At 70.1% G+C, this 20,327-nt stretch carries 20 protein-coding genes; 15 read left to right on the top strand and 5 right to left on the bottom strand.

Going from position 1 to position 20,327, the window contains the following annotated elements; translation table 11 throughout:
* Positions 1 to 8: 8 nt before the first annotated feature.
* The 5 genes from ACIPVN_RS10555 to ACIPVN_RS10535 all read left to right on the top strand — a co-directional run bounded on the left by ACIPVN_RS10555 (position 9) and on the right by ACIPVN_RS10535 (position 4,502).
* Complete coding sequence (locus ACIPVN_RS10555) at positions 9 to 980, top strand: serine hydrolase domain-containing protein (protein WP_400442662.1); 972 nt, start codon at positions 9 to 11, stop codon at positions 978 to 980.
* A gap of 268 nt (positions 981 to 1,248) precedes the next feature.
* Positions 1,249 to 1,926 carry a response regulator transcription factor gene (locus ACIPVN_RS10550; protein ID WP_400442661.1) on the top strand — a complete coding sequence of 226 codons (678 nt, stop codon included), beginning with the start codon at positions 1,249 to 1,251 and terminating at the stop codon, positions 1,924 to 1,926.
* Between the two features lie 16 nt (positions 1,927 to 1,942).
* Complete coding sequence (locus ACIPVN_RS10545) at positions 1,943 to 3,253, top strand: ATP-binding protein (protein ID WP_400442660.1); 1,311 nt, start codon at positions 1,943 to 1,945, stop codon at positions 3,251 to 3,253.
* A gap of 174 nt (positions 3,254 to 3,427) precedes the next feature.
* Positions 3,428 to 4,237 carry a hypothetical protein gene (locus ACIPVN_RS10540; protein WP_400442659.1) on the top strand — a complete coding sequence of 270 codons (810 nt, stop codon included), beginning with the start codon at positions 3,428 to 3,430 and terminating at the stop codon, positions 4,235 to 4,237.
* A gap of 37 nt (positions 4,238 to 4,274) precedes the next feature.
* On the top strand, positions 4,275 to 4,502 hold the full coding sequence (locus tag ACIPVN_RS10535) for an RNA-binding S4 domain-containing protein (protein WP_400442658.1): 228 nt from the start codon (positions 4,275 to 4,277) through the stop codon (positions 4,500 to 4,502).
* 13 nt (positions 4,503 to 4,515) lie between these two features.
* Here the strand turns inward: ACIPVN_RS10535 and ACIPVN_RS10530 are convergent, their stop codons facing one another.
* Positions 4,516 to 5,076 carry a dihydrofolate reductase family protein gene (locus ACIPVN_RS10530; RefSeq protein ID WP_400442657.1) on the bottom strand — a complete coding sequence of 187 codons (561 nt, stop codon included), beginning with the start codon at positions 5,074 to 5,076 and terminating at the stop codon, positions 4,516 to 4,518.
* A 124-nt stretch (positions 5,077 to 5,200) separates the two neighbouring features.
* On the opposite strand from ACIPVN_RS10530, the gene ACIPVN_RS10525 reads away from it, so the two are divergent.
* The 5 genes from ACIPVN_RS10525 (at position 5,201) to ACIPVN_RS10505 (ending at position 9,351) form a co-directional block, all read left to right on the top strand.
* Positions 5,201 to 5,560, top strand: a complete 360-nt coding sequence (locus ACIPVN_RS10525; protein ID WP_400442656.1) for a hypothetical protein — start codon at positions 5,201 to 5,203, stop codon at positions 5,558 to 5,560.
* Positions 5,561 to 5,568: 8 nt separating this feature from the next.
* A complete protein-coding gene (locus ACIPVN_RS10520) occupies positions 5,569 to 7,377 on the top strand; it encodes a glycoside hydrolase family 15 protein (RefSeq protein WP_400442655.1) in 1,809 nt (602 codons plus the stop codon).
* A 34-nt stretch (positions 7,378 to 7,411) separates the two neighbouring features.
* On the top strand, positions 7,412 to 8,308 hold the full coding sequence (locus ACIPVN_RS10515) for an SDR family oxidoreductase (RefSeq protein ID WP_400442654.1): 897 nt from the start codon (positions 7,412 to 7,414) through the stop codon (positions 8,306 to 8,308).
* A gap of 199 nt (positions 8,309 to 8,507) precedes the next feature.
* Complete coding sequence (locus ACIPVN_RS10510; protein WP_400442653.1) at positions 8,508 to 8,834, top strand: sugar ABC transporter ATPase; 327 nt, start codon at positions 8,508 to 8,510, stop codon at positions 8,832 to 8,834.
* A 4-nt stretch (positions 8,835 to 8,838) separates the two neighbouring features.
* Positions 8,839 to 9,351 carry a metallophosphoesterase family protein gene (locus ACIPVN_RS10505; RefSeq protein WP_400442652.1) on the top strand — a complete coding sequence of 171 codons (513 nt, stop codon included), beginning with the start codon at positions 8,839 to 8,841 and terminating at the stop codon, positions 9,349 to 9,351.
* 24 nt (positions 9,352 to 9,375) lie between these two features.
* On the opposite strand, the gene ACIPVN_RS10500 is transcribed toward ACIPVN_RS10505, so the two are convergent.
* Positions 9,376 to 10,299, bottom strand: a complete 924-nt coding sequence (locus ACIPVN_RS10500; RefSeq protein WP_400442651.1) for a DMT family transporter — start codon at positions 10,297 to 10,299, stop codon at positions 9,376 to 9,378.
* 33 nt (positions 10,300 to 10,332) lie between these two features.
* Here ACIPVN_RS10500 and ACIPVN_RS10495 point away from each other — a divergent pair, with 33 nt between their 5' ends.
* Positions 10,333 to 10,935, top strand: coding sequence for a TetR/AcrR family transcriptional regulator (locus tag ACIPVN_RS10495; protein WP_400442650.1), 603 nt, complete (start codon positions 10,333 to 10,335; stop codon positions 10,933 to 10,935).
* A 15-nt stretch (positions 10,936 to 10,950) separates the two neighbouring features.
* On the opposite strand, the gene ACIPVN_RS10490 is transcribed toward ACIPVN_RS10495, so the two are convergent.
* A complete protein-coding gene (locus tag ACIPVN_RS10490; protein WP_400442649.1) occupies positions 10,951 to 12,336 on the bottom strand; it encodes a protein kinase in 1,386 nt (461 codons plus the stop codon).
* A 114-nt stretch (positions 12,337 to 12,450) separates the two neighbouring features.
* A complete protein-coding gene (locus ACIPVN_RS10485; protein WP_400443355.1) occupies positions 12,451 to 13,875 on the bottom strand; it encodes a CitMHS family transporter in 1,425 nt (474 codons plus the stop codon).
* A 265-nt stretch (positions 13,876 to 14,140) separates the two neighbouring features.
* Between ACIPVN_RS10485 and ACIPVN_RS10480 the strand changes: the two genes are divergently transcribed.
* From ACIPVN_RS10480 to ACIPVN_RS10470, 3 genes are read left to right on the top strand one after another with little or no spacing between them, the layout of a single operon-like run.
* A complete protein-coding gene (locus ACIPVN_RS10480; RefSeq protein ID WP_400442648.1) occupies positions 14,141 to 15,805 on the top strand; it encodes an ATP-binding protein in 1,665 nt (554 codons plus the stop codon).
* A complete protein-coding gene (locus ACIPVN_RS10475; RefSeq protein ID WP_400442647.1) occupies positions 15,802 to 16,464 on the top strand; it encodes a response regulator in 663 nt (220 codons plus the stop codon). The genes ACIPVN_RS10480 and ACIPVN_RS10475 overlap by 4 nt, the downstream gene beginning before the upstream one ends.
* Before the next feature lie 45 nt (positions 16,465 to 16,509).
* On the top strand, positions 16,510 to 17,250 hold the full coding sequence (locus ACIPVN_RS10470) for a LysM peptidoglycan-binding domain-containing protein (protein ID WP_400442646.1): 741 nt from the start codon (positions 16,510 to 16,512) through the stop codon (positions 17,248 to 17,250).
* A 48-nt stretch (positions 17,251 to 17,298) separates the two neighbouring features.
* On the opposite strand, the gene dnaB is transcribed toward ACIPVN_RS10470, so the two are convergent.
* A complete protein-coding gene (dnaB, locus tag ACIPVN_RS10465) occupies positions 17,299 to 18,645 on the bottom strand; it encodes a replicative DNA helicase (protein ID WP_247624751.1) in 1,347 nt (448 codons plus the stop codon).
* Between the two features lie 577 nt (positions 18,646 to 19,222).
* On the opposite strand from dnaB, the gene ACIPVN_RS10460 reads away from it, so the two are divergent.
* Complete coding sequence (locus ACIPVN_RS10460; protein ID WP_400442645.1) at positions 19,223 to 20,275, top strand: hypothetical protein; 1,053 nt, start codon at positions 19,223 to 19,225, stop codon at positions 20,273 to 20,275.
* Positions 20,276 to 20,327 lie beyond the last annotated feature (52 nt).

The raw sequence follows: 20,327 nt of genomic DNA, 5'->3' as shown, positions 1-20,327 counted from the left end.
CGCGCGTGGTGAACGGCGCTCCGGGGTCGGCGTGGGCATCGCTGCGGTCGGTCGCCGGGATCCAGGAGCGTCTCGTGCTCGGGTCCGCATCCGGCGACGAACGGATGCCGTTGACCCCCGAGCACCTGTTCGACCTCGCGTCGCTGACGAAGACGTTCACGACCGTGGCGGCGCTGCGGCTCGTCGATGCCGGGCTCGTGGATCTGGACGAGCCGGTGCGCCCGCTGCTCACGGTGGGCGCGGGTGACGGCGCCGAGCGGATCACGCTGCGGCACCTGCTCACCCACACCTCGGGGCTGCCGGCCGAGGGAGGCGCGTGGCGGAGCGGCCTCGGGGGCGACGACCTGGGCGCCCGGGTCGTCGGCAGCGACCTGCTCGCCGCGCCCGGCACCGCGCACCTCTACTCGGACGTCGGGTTCATCGGGGTCGGCGCGCTGGTCGAGCACGTGACACAGCGGCCGCTGGACGCGGTGATCGCCGAGGTCGCCGCGCGGCTCGGCGCGTCTTCGCTGACGTGGCGGCCCGAGCCGTCGCTCGCGGTCGCGACCGAGGTGCAACCGCATCGTGGGCTCGTGCGCGGCGAGGTGCACGACGAGTTGGCTCACGCGCTCGGTCGGCCCGCCGGTCACGCCGGCCTGTTCGGCACGGCGGATGATGTCGCGGCCCTCGCGCGGATGATCCGCGACGACGGAATCGGTGCCGGCGGACGCGTGCTGTCGGCCGACGGCATCCGTCTGATGACGACGCCCGCCGCGACGGCCGATGCCGGATACGGGCAGGCGCTCGGTCTGCGCGTGCGCGACGCGACCTGGATGGGCGAGGCGGATGCCGTCGGCCACACCGGCTTCACGGGTACCGCGTTCGCGGTCTCGCCTCGCACGAGCGACTTCGGGGTGCTGCTCACGAACCGCGTGCACCCGACGCGCGAGGGCACCGATCTCAGCGCGGTGCGTCGGGAGTTCTTCTCGCTCCTGGGCTGAGGCTCCCGGCTCCCTCCCGGTTCCTGAGCGAGCACAGCGAGACGAATGTCCGCGCCCTGCCCCCCCTCTCACCACCCCGCCCCGCCCCCCGCACAATTTCGGAGATCCGGCACGACACGCCGGATGCCGGGGCGCGCCACCCGGCATGTCGGCCCCGAACTCCGAAGTTGTGCAGGCGAGGCGTCCCACAACTCCGAAGTCGTGCAGGCGCGGCGGCCCGCAACACGGCTTCAGCCGTGCTTCAGCAGAAAGGCAGCACACTGGAGGCATGCGCATTCTGGTGGTCGACGACGAGGTGCGTCTCGCCGACGCCGTGCGCCGCGGGCTCGAAGCCGAAGGGTTCGCGGTCGACGTCGCTCACAACGGGGTCGACGGGCTCTGGCGGGCGCGCGAGACCCGCTACGACGCCATCGTGCTCGACCTGATGATGCCGGGCATGAGCGGGTGGAAGGTGTGCGAGGCGCTGCGTGCCGAGGAGAACTGGACGCCGGTGCTCATGCTCACCGCCAAGGACGGCGAATGGGATCAGGTCGAAGCCCTCGAGACCGGTGCCGACGACTACGTCACCAAGCCGTTCTCGTTCGCGATCCTCGTCGCCCGCATCCGCGCCCTCGTGCGTCGCGGCGCCGTCGCGCGCCCGGCCGTGCTCGAAGCCGGAGACCTGCGCCTCGACCCCGCGGCCCACGACGTCCGGCGCGGCGAGACGCCGATCACCCTCACCGCCCGTGAGTTCTCGGTGCTCGAGTACCTCCTGCGCCACCGCGGCCAGGTGATCTCGAAGCGCGCCCTCATCGACGGAGTCTGGGACGACGACTTCGACGGCGACCCGAACATCGTCGAGGTCTACGTCGGCCACCTGCGTCGCAAGGTCGACAAACCCTTCGGCCGCGAGGCGATCGAGACGATCCGTGGCGCCGGCTACCGACTGGCGGCCGACGGTGGCTAGGCGCGGCTGGCGGTCGGTGCGCGGGCGCACCACGCTCGGCGCGACGATCGTCGTGGCGGCGGCTCTGGCGATCGGAGCAGTGTCGTTCTACGGCATCCTGAGCGAGAGCATCCATTCGGCCACCGAGCGCTCGGCCGGACAGCGCCTCGACGAACTCGCCGAACGGCTCGATCAGCCGGGCGGACGCGGACCCGAGGGCGCCGACGGCCTCGGATCGCTCGACGACGAGATCGTGCAGATCGTCGCCGATGACGGGTCGGTGCGCGCCGCCAGCGAGGAGGCGCGGGATGCCCTCGGCTCGACCGCCCTTCCCGTCACCGACGACGCCGTCACGATGACCGTCGACGACGAACCGATGCTCGTGCTCTCGGACGACCTCGACGACGACCGGACACTCGTACTCGCCGTGTCGGTCGAGAACGACGCCGAGACCCTGTCGACCGTGGCGGTGCTGCTCACGGTCGCCGTTCCGTTGCTGCTGCTTCTCGTCGCCGTGACCACCTGGCTCGTGACCGGGCGCGCCCTGCGGCCGGTCAGCCGCATCCGCGAGGAGGTCGACGGCATCACCGCCGAACGCCTGCACCACCGGGTGGCGGTGCCCGACTCCGCCGACGAGATCGCGGCGCTCGCATCGACCATGAACGGGATGCTCGATCGCCTCGACGCGTCAGCGACCGCCCAGCGACGATTCGTGTCGGATGCGTCGCACGAACTGCGCTCTCCTCTCGCCGTGATCCGCCAGCACGCCGAACTCGCCCAGGCCCACCCGTCGACCACGAGCATCGGCGAACTGGCCGAGGTCGTGTCGGACGAAGGACTGCGACTGCAGGGAATCGTGGAGTCGCTGCTGCTGCTCGCACGCCTCGACGAGGGTGCCGGGGGCGTGCACGAGCCGGTCGACCTCGACGACATCGCACTCGGCGAGGTGCGACGACTGCGCTCGTCGGGCGTGGAGGTCGACGGCTCCGGCATCCGCGCCGCCCGCGTCGACGGCGATCCGCGCCTGCTCGGCCAGCTGCTGCGCAACCTCGCCGACAATGCCGCCCGGCACGCTCGGGGACGTGTGGCGGTCGGGGTCGCACCCGCCGACCGCCACGTGTTCGTCACCGTCGAGGACGACGGCGCGGGTGTGCCGGTCGAGGAGCGGGAGCGGGTGTTCGAACGCTTCGTGCGCCTCGACGAGGCCCGCAGCCGCGACGCCGGCGGCAGCGGACTCGGTCTCGCGATCGCGCGGGGCATCGCCACGGCCTCGGGCGGAACGGTCGTCGTGGACGACTCCCGCTGGGGCGGCGCCCGGTTCGTCGTGACGCTGCCTCTCGCGCGCTGAGGGGTTTCTCGGGCCGGGACGCTTCGACAGGCTCAGCGACCCAGTTGGGCGTGCGGGCCTCGACCATTGGCTCCCTGAGCCTGTCGAAGGGCCCCACCCCGCACGGGGCCCTTCCTGAAGACCGCTTCAGGACGCTTCAGGGTGGCTTCAGCGGTGTCGCGGGAGCATGAAGCCATGAACGACAAGACCCCGAACCCCGACCACACGCCCGAGTCCACGCCCGACGCTCCGACGGTTCCCGTCACGCCGACGACGGATGCCGCGGCGCCCGCACCGACCGCACCCGCGGCCGACGCATCCGCGGCTCCTGTCGCTCCGGCCCCGAAGCCCGGCCGCAAGCGCGCCCTCCTCATCGGCGGAGGCATCGCCGCAGCCGTGGTGCTCGCCGGCGGTGGCGTGGCGATCGGCGCAGCGATCGGCGATGAGTTCGGCGACGACGACGACCGTCCCTCGATGTCCGACGGCCCGCGCCACGACGACGACCGCGGAGACGAACGCGGGCAGGACGACCGCGGAGACGACCGCACCGACGACGGCGCCCCGCAGCAGGGCGGCCCCGTGACCGGCATCGGATCGGACTCCGCCGACGAGATCGTCGACATCGCGGATGCCGCCCGCGGAGCCGCCGACGGCGACGTCACCTCCATCGACGCGAAGCGCGACGGTACCTGGGAGGTCACGCTCGAGACGGCATCCGGCGACGAGTCCGAGGTGCGCGTGACCGCCGACCTCGCGACGAGCATCGTGTCGACGGATGCCGCCGACGGCGACGACACCGGCCCGTCGCTGACCCTCGACGAGGCGACCATCCGCTCGCTCGTCGCCGCGGCGCTCGACGAGGCCGAGGGCCTCATCACCGATCTCGATGTAGACGACGACAGCGTCAGCCCGTACGACGTGTCGGTGCTCACGAGCGACAACCGTTCGATCGACATCGACCTCGACAGCGCCTTCGCGGTCGTCGGCACCGATCTCGACGACTGATCCGTCGCGCCCGATCGGGCCGGACTACCATTCAGGTATGACGAACTCCGGCCCGATCGACGACGTCTCCATCGGTGGAGAGATGATCCGCCTCGGTCAGTTCCTGAAGTTCTCGGGACTCATCGACTCGGGCGGCGACGCGAAAGAGGCGATCATCGACGGCTTCGTGAAGGTCAACGGAGAGGTCGACCGCCGACGCGGGCGCCAGTTGCACGACGGCGACCTGGTGTCGTTCGAGGCCCGCACGGTGCGCGTGCGCCCCTGATCGCGATCTCCCGTCACGGGCGGGCGACCTGATACCTCAGATACATCAGCCCGCCGTCGAAGCGGTGCTCGTCGATCAGGTCGAGGTCGAGGTGCACCCCGTCGGGGAAGAACCGCAGCCCGCCGCCCACGATGCCCGGCCCGATGAACATCTGGAACTCGTCGACCAGCCCCGCGCGGATCGCCTCGGCCGCGATCGTGGGCCCGTCGATCGTGAGGTCGTGCGGCAGCTCGTCCTTCCACCGCGCGACCGCCTCCGGGTCGAACGAGCGCTCGATGCGGGTGCGGGCGCTCGACACCTCGGTCAGCGTGCGTGAGAAGACGATCTTGTCGGCCTTCTGCCAGCTCAGCGCGTAATCGATGCCCTCCTGAGGCTGGTCCGGTTCGAGGTGCGCGGTCTCCCAGTACGACATCGTCTCGTACATGCGCCGGCCGTAGAGATAGGTGCCCACGTCGTCGAACTGCTCGGTGATGAAGGTATGCACCCCCGGGTCGAGCGCCCAGTCGAACCCGCCGTCGGGGCCGCTCGCGTACCCGTCGAGCGACGTGATCATGGAGTAGATGAGGCGTCCCATGGGGCGACCGTACCCCGCCCGGGATGGTCACGACAGGGGGGTGCCGATCTCGGCCCCCTAGACGCTCGACCGGCAGCCGCGCAACCCCGGTTCGCTCCTGCGCGCGGGCTGACAGGATTCGATCATGAAGATCGTCTCGTATGCCGCCCAGCAGCTCGTCACCACCGATGACGTCGCCGATGCCCTCGTGGTTCTCGCAGCGGCGATCGCGAACGAGGGCGGGTCGCAGGCGGTGCGGATCCCGATCGTGATCGACGGGACCCTCGACTCTGCCGAGCTCGTCGTGGGTCTCGGCAACGACGTTCTCGTCGCGCCCCAGGCCTCTGCGGGAGACGAACCGGACTTCTCGGAACACGCGCAGAAGCTGCGTGAGCACCCGTCCTACCCGCTGACGTCCCACGCCGAGGAAGAGGAGGAGACGCCGTTCGAAGGCTGGAACCTCGACCTCGACCTCGACGCCGGAACGCGCACCGATCGCGGCTGACGTCACCCATGCTCCCCACCCCCACCGGTCGCCCCCTGGAGACCTACGCGCCGATCGGTGATGGTCGCACCGTCGCTCTGATCGGCACGGACGGCGGGGTCGACTGGCTCCCTCTCCCCGATCTCACCGACCTTCCGGTGTTCGCGCGCCTTCTCGATGAGGACTCGGGCGGATGCTTCGACCTGCGTCCGGTCGCCGACTTCCGCACCGAGCGCCGGTACATCCCCGAGACCAACGTGCTCGAGACGACCTTCGTGACGGATGCCGGGCGCGTACGTGTCACCGACGCCCTGGTGTCGGGCGTGGCCGGGCGGCTGCCCTGGGCCGAGCTCGCCCGGCGGGTCGAAGGCATCGAGGGGTCCGTGGAGATGCACTGGTGCGTGCGACCCGGTACCTCGCTGCGCACGGCGGCGCCCTGGATCGAGAACACCGAGCACGGCGCCGTGGTTCGCAGCGGCGCCACGGCGTTCGCCATCGTGGGCTTCGATCATGGGCCGCGGCATCCCGATCCCGACGGGTCCGACGGCCCGCTGCTCGACGGCGGCTTCACGACGGCGCCGGGCTCCCGCCACCTGATCTCCCTCGCGGCGACGCACGACGAACCGCTGCACATCCCCGACCCGCACAACGTCGACGACGGCATCGATCGCACGATCGAGAACTGGGAGCACTGGTCGCGCGTGTTCTCGTACGACGGCCCCTGGAGCGAGCACGTGCAGCGGAGTGCCCTCGCCCTGAAACTGCTGATCTACAGCCCGTCCGGAGCCATCGCCGCCGCCGCGACGAGTTCCCTTCCCGAAAGCGCGGCCGGCGGTAAGAACTGGGACTACCGCCACGCCTGGGTGCGCGACCTCGCCTACACGGCCCACGCCCTGGTGCGCTTCGGGCTGCGCGAAGAGACCCAGGCCGCCCTGTCGTGGATGCTCGGGACGATCCGCGACCACGGCCCCGAGCTCCACGTCATGTACACGCTCAACGGCGACCTGGTGCCCGAGCCGCACGAGTACGACGTCGAGGGCTGGCGCGGGATCGGGCCGGTCGTGACCGGCAATCCGGCGGGCGACCAGCTGCAGCTCGGCGTCTACGGTGACCTGCTCGCGATCTGCCGCACCTACGCCGATGCCGGGAACGTCCTCGACATCGGTACGGCGCGCATCCTCGCCGGAATCGCCGACCGCACGTGCGACGTCTGGCGGAACCCGGACTCGGGCATGTGGGAGCTTCCCGAGGAACGGCACTACGTCTCGTCGAAGATGGGCTGCTGGAAGGCCCTCGACGACGCCGTCGCGCTGGCCGATGCCGGAGCGATCCCGGGGAGCGCCGACCGCTGGCGGGCCGAGCGCGAACGCATCCGCTCCTGGATCGACGAGAACGGCTGGTCCGCCGAGCGCGGTGCGTACGTGTTCTACGCCGGCTCCGACGAGCTCGACGCCTCGGTGCTGCTGCACGCCCCCTCGGGGTTCGATCGCGGCGAGCGCATGTCGTCGACGATCGATGCCCTCACCGCCGAACTGGGTGCGGGGCCTCTCCTGTATCGCTACAGCCGGGTGGATGCCGAGGAGAAGACGTTCGTGGCGTGCGCGTTCTGGCGTGCCGAGGCGCTGGCATGCGTCGGCCGGCACGACGAGGCCCTCGACCTCATGGAGCAGCTGATCACCCACGCGAACGACGTCGGCATCTACGCCGAGATGATCGACGCCGACGACGGCTCGGCCTGGGGCAACACCCCGCAGGCACTCAGCCATCTCGCGTTCCTCACCGCCGCCATGACCATCCGCGACGTCGTCCCCGACGAGCTGTTGCGCGACCGCACCTGAAAGACCGACAGGAAACAAAGAAGGGAAACACCCCATGTCCCGTGACCAGTACACCTTCACCAACCCCGCTGAGCTGTACGCCGACATCGAGCCGCAGAAGCAGCACATGCCCGAGCCGGGCCTCGACGCCGACCTCGCTCCGAAGGCCGACCTCGGCGAGGAGAGCTACCGCGGCTCCGGCCGCCTGACCGGCCGCAAGGCCCTCATCACCGGTGGCGACTCCGGCATCGGAGCCGCCACGGCGATCGCCTTCGCTCGCGAGGGCGCCGACGTCGCGCTCTCCTATCTGCCCGAGGAGCAGGAGGATGCCGAGCGCATCGCCGGCATCGTGCGCGACGCGGGCGTGAAGGTCGCGACCTTTCCCGGTGACCTGCGCGATCCCGAATACTGCCGCACGCTCGTCGCCGAGACGGTCGGAGCCCTCGGCGGCCTCGACATCCTGGTGAACAACGGCGGCAAGCAGATCTACCAGGAGTCGCTGACCGACATCACCGACGAGCAGTTCGACGACACGTTCAAGACCAACGTGTACGCGATGTTCTGGATCACCAAGGCCGCGCTCCCCCACCTTCCGGCGGGATCCGCGATCATCAACACCACGTCGATCCAGGCGTACTCGCCGGCCGGCATCCTCGTCGACTACGCCTCGACCAAGGCGACCATCAACGCGTTCACGAAGGGCCTCGCGCAGCAGCTCGCACCGAAGGGCATCCGCGTGAACGCCGTCGCGCCGGGACCGATCTGGACCCCGCTGCAGCCGAGCGACGGCCAGCCGCAGGAGAAGATCGAGCAGTTCGGCGAAGAGACCCCGCTCGGACGCATGGGCCAGCCGGCCGAGCTCGCCCCCGCCTACGTGTACCTCGCGTCGGCCGAGTCGAGCTACGTCATCGGTGAGACGCTCAACGTCAACGGCGGTATGCCGACTCCCTGAGCCGGCGTCGCATTCGGGCCCGTCACGCAAGAGCGTGACGGGCCCGTCGTGCGCCGGACCCGGGCGACGGGCGGATAGCGCGGCTGAGCAACGAGCGCGTGCCCGTACCTCGCACCTCCACGCCGGTCAAGCCCGTCGCGCCGCAGCATCCGCCCCGACAGGCTGGAACCGCTCAGACCGACGACCCTTGGAGGACACCATGACCGACGCCAACGACAGCCGCATCGACTCGACCCCTGAGAGCGTCCAGCCCCTCCGTGACGACGAGGCGACGTCGTTCGCCGACCCGTCCGACGACCCGGCGCAGGCCGAATGGGAGCGCACCGAGGCGCGTGATGCGGGCGAGGACGTCGACGAGACCACCGCGACCGGCGCGGACCCCGACGAACTGCCGTCGGTCGACGACGAGATCCCCGCCCAGGATCTGCCCACCAGCGGACTCCAGCCCGAGACGCAGGAGGGCGACCCGGTGATCGCCGAGATCGGCGAGGACGGCGAGGGCGACCTCTCGCCCAACGACATCTGAGGCCGTGAGCACACGGCTGCTGCTGCTCGCCGACACGCACGTGCCCGCGCGGGCCAAGCGACTGTCCGACACCGTGTGGCGCGAGGTCGACCGCGCCGATGTCGTCGTTCACGCCGGCGACTGGGTCGATCTTGCGACGTTCGAGGCTCTCGACGCGCGCGCGGATCGGCTGATCGGGGTGTGGGGCAACAACGACGGCCCCGACCTGCGGGAGCGCATGCCGGAGTTCGCCGTCGAGGCGATCGAAGGGCTCACCGTGGGCGTCGTGCACGAGACCGGGTCCGCCACGGGCCGCGAGCGGCGCATGGACCTCGCCTACCCGGACGCCGCACTCGACGTCCTGGTGTTCGGTCACAGCCACATCCCGTGGGACTCGCGGACGCCCCGCGGCATCCGTCTGCTCAACCCGGGGTCACCCACCGATCGTCGCCGTCAACCCGTCTGCACGCTCATGACCGCGGTCGTCGACGGTGCGGAACTGCGCGACGTGGAGCTCGTGCCGGTCGAGCGCGCCTGAGCATCACCGCGCGGCCCTCGCTCCTCAGGCCGCGAGCGCCGATTGCTCGCGCCGCGTCTTGGCCTCGCCCCGGAGCACGGCGGCGACGCCGAGGCCGCAGAGTGCGAAACCGACGAACGTCACGATGGTGAGGGGTTCGCCGAGCAGGATGCCGCCGGCGATCGCAGTGGCCGGCGCGATGAGGAACAGCAGTGCCTGCAGGGTGGTGATTCCCACGCGACGCAGCAGCCACCAGTACAGGCCGTAGGCGGCGAGGGTCGGGAAGAGCGCCGTGAGCACGACCGCGAGCCAGAATGTCGCGGATGCCGGGGGCACGAGCGATCCGGTCACCGCCGAGACGATCAGCAGCAGGGCGGCGGTGACCGTGACGTGGATGGCGAGCGTGACGACCACGCCCGTCTGCACCTGCGACCGGCGCTGCAGGAACGTGCCGACGATCAGGCACACCATCGCGGTGGCCGGCAGGAGGTACGCGATCGGGGGCGCGGCCGACGACCCGAACTGCGACTGCACGACGAGCAGAACCCCGACGGCTCCGAGCGCGAGACCCGCCCACTGCGATCCCCGCACGCGCAGTCCGAGGATCGGCCCCACGAGCACCGCGACGATGAGGGGTTGCACCGCATCGATCAGCGCGACCGTGCCCGTGGCGATGCCGGTCGCTACGGCTCCGTAAACGGCGACGCAGTACCCGAACTGCGCGAAGAGTCCGATCAGGGCCTGGGTGCCCACGTCGCGGCGGGTGATCCCCTTCGCGGCTCCCGAGATGCGGACGACGAGCAGCAGCACGATCGCCAGAGGTACGAACCTCCACACGAGCAGCGTGAGCGGGGAGACGTCGATCACCGCGAAGGCGGGGATGACGAAGCCCGAGCTCCAGGTGACGATGAAGGCGGCGGCCGCACCGACCGTCACCAGACCACCAAGTATACCGATCTGTTTACTCATGTCTGCGACTATACAGGTTGGTATAGTTTTTGCATGACCTCGACCGTTCCCGAGCTCGCGCCCCTGACCCCCGGAGCGCGCCGCGTGCTCGATGCCGCCTCCCGGCTCTTCTACGAGCGCGGCATCCATGCGGTCGGCGTCGACACGATCGCCGAGACCGCCGGCGTCACCAAGAAGACCCTCTACGACCGGTTCGGCTCCAAGGAGGCGCTCGTCGTCGCCTACCTGCAGCACCGCGATGCACGCTGGCGCGACTACGTCGCCGCGCACCTCGCCCGGGTTCCCGAGCCGGGCATCGATCGCGTGCTCGCGATCTTCGACGCCGCGATCACCTGGTCCGACGAGAACAGCCCCAAGGGATGCAGCGCCATCAACGCCCGCGCCGAGATCGGCGAGGGCAACGACGACCACCCCGTCTTCCCCGAGGTGTCTCGCCAGAAAGCATGGCTGCTCGACCTCTTCGAGGAACTCTGCGCCGAGGCCGGCATCAGCGATCACCGCGCCATCGCGCAGGCGCTCATGCTCCTCTACGAGGGGGCGATCGTCACGGTCGGCATGGAGACGTTCGGCGAGCCCTTCGTCGTCGCGCGCGGATGGGCGCGCGCGCTTCTCACCTCGGATCGACCGGCCGGCTGAAGACCCCTGCGGAGGTCAGTCTCCCGAACCCTTGCCCGGCTTCCCCGCGTGGTCGGGCTTGTTGCCGTTCTGATCGGATGGGTTGTCCTTCGCCCCGCTGCCGGGGGTGCCCTTCTCTCCCTGACCCGAGTCGCCCTTCCCTCCATCGTCGACCGACTCGACGACGGGCTCGGACGGCGCGACGGGCTCGCTGACGACCTCGTCGCTCACCGGCGCCTCCGCCTCGGGCTCGGCCTCGGCGGGCACGACCTCGAGGGAAGCGACCGCGCGGGACACGGCCTCCGAGAGCGCGCTTCCCGAGGCCCCTGCTTCCGGGGCGAGCGTCATCGCCCCGCCGACGGTGATGCCGGCGACGGCGAGCGCCGCCGCTCCCGCGATCACCCGCTTACGGGTTCGACTGCCGCGCGCGGGGCGCTCCGCGGGGAGCACGGCCGTGCGGGCCGTCTCGGCATCCGCAGCTCCGGCGCCGTCATCGACGGTCGCCGCTCCGGTCACCACGGGCAGAGCAGGGCCCTCTGAGGCCGGACGGCTCGCCGCCGCCTGTGTCGCCCGCTGACCTCCGCTCAGGAGCGCGCCCGCCGCCCTGGCCACCTCGGCGGCCGTCGGTCGCCGATCGGGTTCCATCGCGGTCATCCGCTCCAGCAGATCGCGCCAGGCGGGATCGACGTCGCCCGGCACCTGCGGCGATCCGGCCAGCCGCGCGATCGCCGCGGCGCGACCGGAACCGATCGGCGTGTAGCCGGGATCGCCGGTCAACGCCTCGAGCGCCACGAGCCCCAGAGCGAAGATGTCGGCGGGTGTGCCCGGGTCCTTGTCACGCAACTGCTCGGGAGCCATGTAGGTGAGGGTGCCGAGCACGATGCCGGGAGTGGTGAGGCGCGATCCGTCGACCAAGCAGGCGATTCCGAAGTCGGCCAGCTTCGCCGACCAGGCGCCGCCGCTGCGCGTGGCGCGCCTGCGCAGAAGCACGTTCGACGGCTTGACGTCGCGATGCACGATGCCGGCCGCATGCGCGGCGGCGAGGCCCTGCGCCAGATCACGGGTGAGCGCTGCGAGTTCGCGCGACGGTATCGGCCCCTCCGCCATCCGCTGCGCGAGCGTCGGGCCGTCGATGAACTCCATCACCAGGTACTGCGGCCGCCCCGGGTCGAGCTGGGCATCGAAGAGGGTGACGAGCGACGGATGACTCAGCGAGGCGAGGAGCGCCTTCTCGGTGTGCGCCCGCTCGATCGCGACCGTCGCCTCGTCGCCCGGATGGATCATCTTGATCGCGACGGTGCGCCCGAGGTGGGTGTCCTCGGCGCGGTACACCGTCGCCATGCCGCCCTGCCCGACGCGGTCCTTCAACAGGTACCGGCCGTCGAGCAGAGCCTCCGTGGGCGACACGACTTCCAGCGTCATCGTGGGTGCTCCTCATCGCGAAACGTCGATCGATGCTCCGAGACTACGGATCACGCGAGGCGGGGTCAGTGGGCTTGACTCCGGACGCTCGGGTCGTTTCCGTTCGCGCCGCCCTCACGCCGCGAACGGAACCGCGCCCACCAGCACGCCGACCGCGAGCATCACGAGCGACACCGCGCACGCCCGCCACAGCACCTTCTTGTGGTGGTCGCCGAGGTTCACGCTCGCGAGCGAGACGAGCAGCAGGATCGCCGGCACCAGCGGACTCTGCAGATGCACCGGCTGCCCGGTGATCGACGCGCGCGCCATCTCGACGGGCTCGATGCCGAAGTGCTCGGCACTCTGCGCCAGCACCGGCAGGATGCCGTAGTAGAAGGCATCGTTCGACATGAAGAACGTCAGCGGGATCGACAGGATACCGGTGATCACGGCGAGGAACGGACCCATGGCCGTGGGGATCGCGGTGGTGATCCAACCCGCCATCGCGTCGACCATGCCGGTGCCGTTCAGCACGCCCACGAGCACTCCAGCGGCGAGCACCATCGAGACCACCCCCACGATGCTCGGGGCGTGGGCGACGATCTCATCGGCCTGGCTCTTGAGCTTCGGGAAGTTGATGACCAGAGCGATCGCCGCGCCGACCATGAAGACATAGGCGAGGGGGAAGATGTCGGCGACGAGCAGCACCATGACCGCCGCGGTGAGGGCGAGATTGACCCAGATGAGTTTCGGCCGCAGCGTGGCGCGGTTCGGGTCGAGCATCGTGTCGGCCATCGCCGTGTCCTCCCGGTCGAGCAGCGCGGTCGCCGCCGGCAGGCCTCCGCGGCCTCCGGCGAGGGTGACGATGTTGCCGGTGCGCAGGGTGGCCCGGGCGCCCGGGGTCGCATTGCCGCCGCGGAACACCTTCGAGCCCGTGCCCGCCGAGCCGCCGAAGCGGGCGGGGTCGATGCTGCCGAGGCGCTTGCGCTCTCCGAGCCCGAGGAACCAGGCGAAGAGCAGGGCCACGATGAGTCCGGCGCCGAGCGACGGGAGCATCGGCACGAAGACGTCGGTTGGCTGCAGGCCGAGCGCGGTCGCGGCGCGCACGGTCGGGCCGCCCCACGGAACGATGTTCATCGTGCCGTTCATGAGTCCGGCGACGCAGGTGAGCACGACCGGGTTCATGCCCAGCTTCAGGTAGATGGGCAGCATCGCCGACGTGGTGATGATGAAGGTCGTCGAGCCGTCACCGTCGAGCGACACCGCACCGGCGAGGATGGCCGTGCCGAGCACGATCTTGGCCGGGTCGTCGCCGAGCAGTCGTGTGATGAAGCGGATGAGCGGATCGAAGAGACCGACGTCGATCATGATGCCGAAGTACATGATCGCGAACATCAGCAGCGCAGCGGTCGGCGCCATGTCGGAGATCGCGTCGATGATCATCTCGCCCAGGCCGAGACCTGCGCCGGCGAAGAGGCCGAAGACCGTGGGCACCAGGATGAGGGCGACCATCGGGGTGAGGCGGCGGGTCATGATGAGCGCCATGAAGACGAGCACCATCGTGAACCCGAGGGCCACGAGCACACCCTCCGGCGGCAGGAACGCCGTCGCGTAGCCCTCCTCGGCGGAGAGCAGGATTGCAGGTTCCACGTTCACATCGACTCCTTCGTCGCGTCGTGCATCAGAGCGGAGCACCGCGTGCGGCGCATCCCGAGAGACTAGGTCGGTCGGGCCCGCCGGGCGCGCTAAGTCGCATTGCCGCACGTTGTGCGCGTAGCGTGTGTTCTGCGCATTGTGCTCACAACGGAGTCGAGGAGGTGCCACCGTGCGATTCGCCACCCGTCTGCTGCTCGTGCAACTCGCGACCGTCGCGGCGGTCGTCACCGTCTGCACCCTCGTCTTCGGGTGGCTCGCCGTTCAGCAGCTGCGGGCCGAGTCCGAGGCGACCGCGCTCAACATCGCACGCACCCTCGCCGAGGATCCCGACGTGCGTCAGCTCGTCGCCGAGTTCTCGGCCGATCCCGGCACGCCCGAGGCGGTGGCGCTGCGCGACGGCACGCTGCAGCAGATCTCGGTCGCGGTCGCCGATCGCACCGATGCCCTGTTCGTCGTGATCACCGACGATCACGGCATCCGTCTCGCCCACCCCAATCAGGATCTTCTCGGCCAGGTCGTCTCGACGCCGTTCGAAGAGGTGCTGCGCGGAACCGAGGTGGTCGACTGGGAGGTCGGCACGCTCGGCGAATCGGCGCGGGCCAAGGTGCCGATCTACGCGGCGGCCGGACAGCCGCCGGTCGGCGAGGTGAGCGTGGGGTTCGAGCGGGCGAGCGTGTTCGACGAACTGCCCACCCTGATCGCGACGATCGCGGTCGCCGGCGGCGCGGCGATCGGGCTGGCCGCCCTGGCCACGCTTCTGCTACGCCGCCGCTTCGAGCGGCTGACGCTGGGGGTGCAGCCCGAAGACCTCGTCGCGCTCGTGCAGAATCAGGCCGCCGTGCTCGAGGGGGTCGGCGACGGCGTCTTCGCGGTCGACCCCGACGGCGTCGTGCGCGTCTGCAACAGCGCGGCGGAGCGGATGCTGCAGCTCGACTCCCCCGTCGGTCGCCGAGCCTCGTCGCTCGGCCTCGACGACACCGTGCGACGCCTGCTCGACGGCCGAGGTGCGAGCGCCGAGACCGTGGTCGGCGACCGGGTGCTGTATCTCGACGCCCGCCCGGTCGTACGCGAGGCGCGACCGCTCGGGGTGGTCGTCGTCGTGCGGGATCGCACCGACATCGAGGCCCTCGCCGGTCGCCTCGAGACCGTGCGCGCGACGACCGAGGCGCTGCGGGTGCAGCGGCACGAGTTCGCCAATCGGCTGCACGTGGTATCGGGTCTGCTCGACGCCGATCGGGGGCGCGAGGCCCGCGCCTTCCTCGACGAACTCACGCATCGCGGCTCGGTGGGCGTCGAGCTCGCCGGGATCGAGCGGGTACCCGACCCGTTCCTGCAGTCGTTCCTGGGAGCGACCGCGGTCACGGCCCGCGAGCGCGGAGTCGCGCTGGTCATCAGCGACGACACCTTCCTGCTGGGCGAGGTGACCGCCGCCGAAGACGTCGCGGCCGTGCTGGGCAACCTGATCGACAACGCGATCCGCGCCGCCGTCGCAGGCGCCGAACCGCGACAGGTCGAGGTCACCCTCCTCACCGACCGGGAGGGGCTCGTGCTGACGGTCGCCGACTCCGGCTCGGGCATCACCCCGCCCGATCGCGACCCCTTCGCGCCGACCACCGAGACGATCGCCGTGCGCCCCGGCTCCGACGCATCGGATGCCGGCCCCGTGCACGGCCACGGGTACGGGCTGCCGCTCTCCCGCGACCTCGCCCGCCGGCGCGGTGGCGACGTGTGGCTGATCTCGCCGGGTGGTGACGGCGGCGGTGCCGTCTTCGGCGCCCGCATCCCCTCGGCGGTCCGACCGCCCGAAGACGACCGGCATCTGGAGGAACAGTGACCGACGACATCCGCGTGCTCGTGATCGACGACGACTTCCGCGTCGCGGGCCTGCACCGCGACGCGGTGGCCAGCGTGCCCGGGTTCGTCCCGCTCGAGGCGGTGCACACGCTCGACGCTGCCCGCCAGGCGCTGCGCGCGCATCAGCCCGACCTGCTGCTGGTCGATGCTTATCTGCCGGACGGCGACGGCATCCGCTTCGTCGCCGACACCGAGCGCGACGCGTTCGTGCTGTCGGCGGCGACGGATGCCGTGACCGTGCGGCGAGCGATCAATGCCGGCGCCCTCGCCTATCTCGCCAAGCCCTTCGACGCCGCCGCGCTCGCCGACCGACTGCGCCGCTACGCCCGCATGCGCAATCTGCTCGGCGGCGACGGAGCGCTCACCCAGGAGCGCATCGACCGCGCGATGTCGATCATGGCCGGCGGCGCCGAAACCGCGACCGTGTCGCGGTCGGCGACCGAGCAGCTCATCCTCGATGGACTCGGCGACGACGACGAGGCATCCGCCGCCGAGGTCGCCGAGCGCGTGGGCATCTCACGCGCCACGGCCCAGCGGCATCTCGCGGCTCTCGCCACTCGCGGCCAGGTCGAGGTGCGCTTGCGCTACGGCACCACCGGTCGGCCCGAGCATCGGTACGTGCGGGTGGGGAAGCGGTAGTTCGGATGCTGGCGCTTACGGCGTCGGCGATGGGATGCTGATCGGATGGACCGGAGAGCGAAGATCACGATGGTCGTGTCCGCTGCGACGGTCACGGGGCTGCTCGTGCTGGCGCTGCCGGCCGTTCTCGGGGCGACGACCTGGGCCACCGAGGTGTTCGGTGCGGGGTCAGCTTCTCCCGCGGCGAGCTCGTCGCCCGAGCCCGCCGGTTCCGACGATGATCTCGTCGACCTCGGCGACGGCTTCTCGGTTCCCGCCGGCGGCCCGGGCGACTGCACGACGAGTGCGCGGATCAGCATCCGTGCCGAAGACAACGAACCCTTCCACTCGAAGCTCCTCGGCGACCTCGTCGAGATGGGGCCGTCGGAGTGGGCCAGCGGCGAGGCGCTGACCGACGCCGACGGTGAGATCTACGCGTACGTAGTAGCCCCGGGTGACAGCCCCATCGCGATCGGTGAGAGGTTCTGCATCGACTACACGACGGTGCTATCGCACAACCATGTTCGGGTGAACATCAACCCCGGGGACGTCCTCTACCTGCGCCCGGACCCGACGCTTCCGTGGGTCGATCCATACAGCCCGTTCGACGTACAGCCCGGCGAGCAGACCGGCCCGTACTACGACGGGATCGACTTCATGCGCAACGCGGTAGTGGCTCAGGACCTCGCGGAGGCTCAGCGGGTATGGACGGGACTCGGTCCGCGCGTGCATCCGGAGGCTCGGACGATCGCCACTCGGGCGCTCGAGATCGAGGACTGGGAACTGCTCCGGCAGATGTTCCCGTGAGAGGGAGAGAGGCGTTGATAAATTTATCAACGCCCCTCTCGTGACCTATCAGTTGAAGTCGCCTCCCGGGGCCATGTCCATGAAGCGCGAGTAGTGACCCTGGAAGGCCACCGTGATCGTGGCGGTCGGACCGTTACGGTGCTTGGCGACGATGAGGTCGGCCTCGCCCGGGCGCACGTCCTTGTCGTAGACCGAGTCGCGGTGCAGCAGGATCACCATGTCGGCATCCTGCTCGATCGAGCCGGACTCGCGCAGGTCGCTGATCGCGGGCTTCTTGTCTTGACGCTGCTCAGGACCACGGTTCAGTTGCGACAGGGCGATGACGGGAACCTGCAGCTCCTTGGCGATGAGCTTGAGGCTTCGCGAGAACTCCGAGACCTCCTGCTGACGCGACTCGACGCGCTTGCCCGAGGTCATGAGCTGCAGGTAGTCGATGATGACCATCCGCAGACCGGCGCGCTGCTTGAGGCGGCGGCACTTGGCGCGGATCTCGACGAGCGTCATGTTCGGGCTGTCGTCGATGTAGAGCGGGGCGTCGTTGATGCGGCCACGGGTCGCCGCGACGGTGGTCCAGTCGCGGGGGTCGAGGGTTCCCTTGCGCATGTTCTGCAGCGGGATCGCACCCTCGGCGCTGAGCAGACGCATCGCGATCTCGCTCTTGCCCATTTCGAGCGAGAAGAAGATCGACGGGAAGTCATGGCCGATCGATGCCGCGCGCGCGAAGTCGAGCGCGAGCGTCGACTTGCCCATGGCGGGTCGGGCGGCGACGACGATCATCTGCCCGCCATGCAGGCCGTTGGTGAGCTCGTCGAGTTCGCGGAATCCGGTCGGGATGCCGGTCATCGAACCGTCGCGGCCGTTCGCGGCCTCGATCTCCTCGATCGCGGCGTCGACGGCGTTCGTCAGCGGGACGTAGTCCTCGGCGGTCTCGGTTCCGGTGACGGAGTAGATCTCGGCCTGCGCGTTGTTGACGATGTCGGTCGCGTCGCCCTCACCCGCATAGCCGAGCTGCACGATACGGGTTCCGGCGTCGACGAGACGGCGCAGGATCGCCCGCTCCGAGACGATGCCGGCGTAGTAGCCGGCGTTGGCCGCGGTGGGGACGATCGAGGTGAGCGAGTGCAGGTAATCGGCACCGCCGGCCCGGCCGAGCTCGCCCGTCTTGATGAGCTCATCGGTGACGGCGACGACGTCGGTCGGCTCGCCGTGCGAGTAGAGCGAGAGGATCGCCTCGAAGATGAGCTCGTGCTTCGGCACATAGAAGTCGGCGCCCTTGAGCGTCTCGATCACGTCGGCGACGGCATCCTTCGACAGGAGCATGCCGCCCAGTGCGCTCTGCTCGGCGAGCAGGTCGTGGGGCGGGGTGCGCTCCGGCCCGCGCGGGCTTCCGCCCATGCGCTCTTCTGAGATGTCGGCGATCGACACGCTGCTCCCTTCGCTGCGATGTTCCCCGGTGCCGCGACGCTCCTGGACCTGGGCGTCATGCTGTCGTGAGGCCGAGAACGGCCATCCATGCAGCACATCACGGACTTCCGACATTGGGTCGCTCGCCCACGCTACGAGCGGCGTTATCCACATGCAACACGGCCTGTGGATAACTCTGTGGAGAGCGTGCGAACAAGTCCGGAGAGTCTGTGCACAACACATGTGGATAACCCGGTGGACTACCCCGAGTTCAAAGTTTCTTTTTCGCCTGGACCGGGGGTTTCCTGTTTCCCCACCCTGTGGATGAGAACGGGCTTCAACTGCACATTTAAGGTTTGTTCATCTCGCAGACACATGTGAAGAACTTGGGGAAAGTCAAGCCGGAATTTCGCCGGGCGCGTCACACCGCGACATGCGCGGAATCATGCGGAAGCTGTCATCGGATCGGCGCGAGATGGTATGGACAACGCGATATACCGGGAGTATCGTCACCCGGTATCGACGCAACGCGCGTCGGAACGATCGTCTTTCGGGGAGGGAAGCCGACGTGAACGCTCGAGCAACCCGCCGCGGCGTACCCGCGATCGCCCTGTGGGGCGGAATGGGCGCGCTCGCATGGGCGACGATCACCGTCCTCACCGGCGGCGGATCCGCTCAGGCCGATGAGCAGAACGATCCCTCCCTCCTCGGTGAAGTGTCTTCGCTCGTCACCGGAACCGTCTCCACGGTCGGCGATACGGTCACCGCCGTGACCGAGCCGATCGTCACCCAGGTCGTCGCTCCCGTCGTGCACGACGTCATCGCTCCCGTGGTGCACGAGGTGGTCGCGCCGGTCCCCGAGACCGTCCCCGCCGTCGTCGAGACGGTGACCGACACGGTCGCCGAGGTGCCCGTCGTGGGAGAGGTCGCGACCCCCGTCGTCGAGACCGTCACCGACACCGCACAGGCCGTCGTCACCCCGGTGTCTGACCTGCTGCAGGACGCCCCGGTGTCGCAGATCGTCGATCCGGTGCAGGATGCCGTCGCCGCACTGCCGGTGGTCGGCGGGCTGCTCAGCGATCTCGGCGTGACCAACCTTCTCGACGACGTGACCGGTGTCGTGGACGACACCACGGAGATCATCGGCGCGATCGTCGAGGACACGGTGCCCCCGGTGCTGGTCGGAATCGACCCGACCGAGTCGCTCCCGCCCGTCGCGCTTCCGCCGGTCGTGGCGCCCGATCCCGGGTTCGCGGGCGTCCCAGCGGCCGTGCCGGCCGATGCTGCGGGCGCCATCACCGCGGGGGCTCCCGGGTCGACACCCGCGTCCGCGCCCCGGCATCCGCTCGACGGGTCTGCGCTCTCCACGCCTGCCGACACCCCTGTCCTGGCGACGACTGCGTCCGCTTCCGGTCATGCGTCAGGACCCGCCACGGCACCCGCCGGTGGGCCGCTCGCACCGTCTTCCTCCGCCACCTCCGGCGGAGCATCCGCTGTCTCTCCCGCCGGTCTGACCGACGCGGGAGTTCTCGCGCTCCGTGCCGTGGAGCGCACCTCCGGCGCATCCGACGACGTCCTGCCGACGTCGCTGATCGCCGACACCGACGTCTCCCCCGACTGACGGGTTGTCGCGTCGTCCCCTCGAGGACGACAGATGCCGTGCTGCGCGCGCA

It is taken from the genome of Microbacterium sp. NPDC090003 (genome assembly GCF_044748385.1).
In the GTDB taxonomy this organism is placed as follows: Bacteria; Actinomycetota; Actinomycetes; order Actinomycetales; family Microbacteriaceae; genus Microbacterium.
The sequence above is the reverse complement of the archived record's forward strand: the minus strand, read 5'-3'. Positions and strand labels throughout refer to the sequence as shown.

Excerpts from the sequence above, each read along its gene's own strand:
- ACIPVN_RS10485 (WP_400443355.1), bottom strand. The coding sequence starts at position 13,875 with ATGGTGCTCGTCTTCATGGCGCTCATCATGACCCGCCGCCTCACCCCG.
- ACIPVN_RS10470 (WP_400442646.1), top strand. The coding sequence starts at position 16,510 with ATGGACCGGAGAGCGAAGATCACGATGGTCGTGTCCGCTGCGACGGTC.
- ACIPVN_RS10550 (WP_400442661.1), top strand. The coding sequence starts at position 1,249 with ATGCGCATTCTGGTGGTCGACGACGAGGTGCGTCTCGCCGACGCCGTG.
- dnaB (WP_247624751.1), bottom strand. The coding sequence starts at position 18,645 with ATGGGCGGAAGCCCGCGCGGGCCGGAGCGCACCCCGCCCCACGACCTG.
- ACIPVN_RS10520 (WP_400442655.1), top strand. The coding sequence starts at position 5,569 with ATGCTCCCCACCCCCACCGGTCGCCCCCTGGAGACCTACGCGCCGATC.
- ACIPVN_RS10500 (WP_400442651.1), bottom strand. The coding sequence starts at position 10,299 with ATGAGTAAACAGATCGGTATACTTGGTGGTCTGGTGACGGTCGGTGCG.
- ACIPVN_RS10535 (WP_400442658.1), top strand. The coding sequence starts at position 4,275 with ATGACGAACTCCGGCCCGATCGACGACGTCTCCATCGGTGGAGAGATG.
- ACIPVN_RS10510 (WP_400442653.1), top strand. The coding sequence starts at position 8,508 with ATGACCGACGCCAACGACAGCCGCATCGACTCGACCCCTGAGAGCGTC.
- ACIPVN_RS10525 (WP_400442656.1), top strand. The coding sequence starts at position 5,201 with ATGAAGATCGTCTCGTATGCCGCCCAGCAGCTCGTCACCACCGATGAC.
- ACIPVN_RS10495 (WP_400442650.1), top strand. The coding sequence starts at position 10,333 with ATGACCTCGACCGTTCCCGAGCTCGCGCCCCTGACCCCCGGAGCGCGC.
- ACIPVN_RS10540 (WP_400442659.1), top strand. The coding sequence starts at position 3,428 with ATGAACGACAAGACCCCGAACCCCGACCACACGCCCGAGTCCACGCCC.
- ACIPVN_RS10490 (WP_400442649.1), bottom strand. The coding sequence starts at position 12,336 with ATGACGCTGGAAGTCGTGTCGCCCACGGAGGCTCTGCTCGACGGCCGG.
- ACIPVN_RS10530 (WP_400442657.1), bottom strand. The coding sequence starts at position 5,076 with ATGGGACGCCTCATCTACTCCATGATCACGTCGCTCGACGGGTACGCG.
- ACIPVN_RS10515 (WP_400442654.1), top strand. The coding sequence starts at position 7,412 with ATGTCCCGTGACCAGTACACCTTCACCAACCCCGCTGAGCTGTACGCC.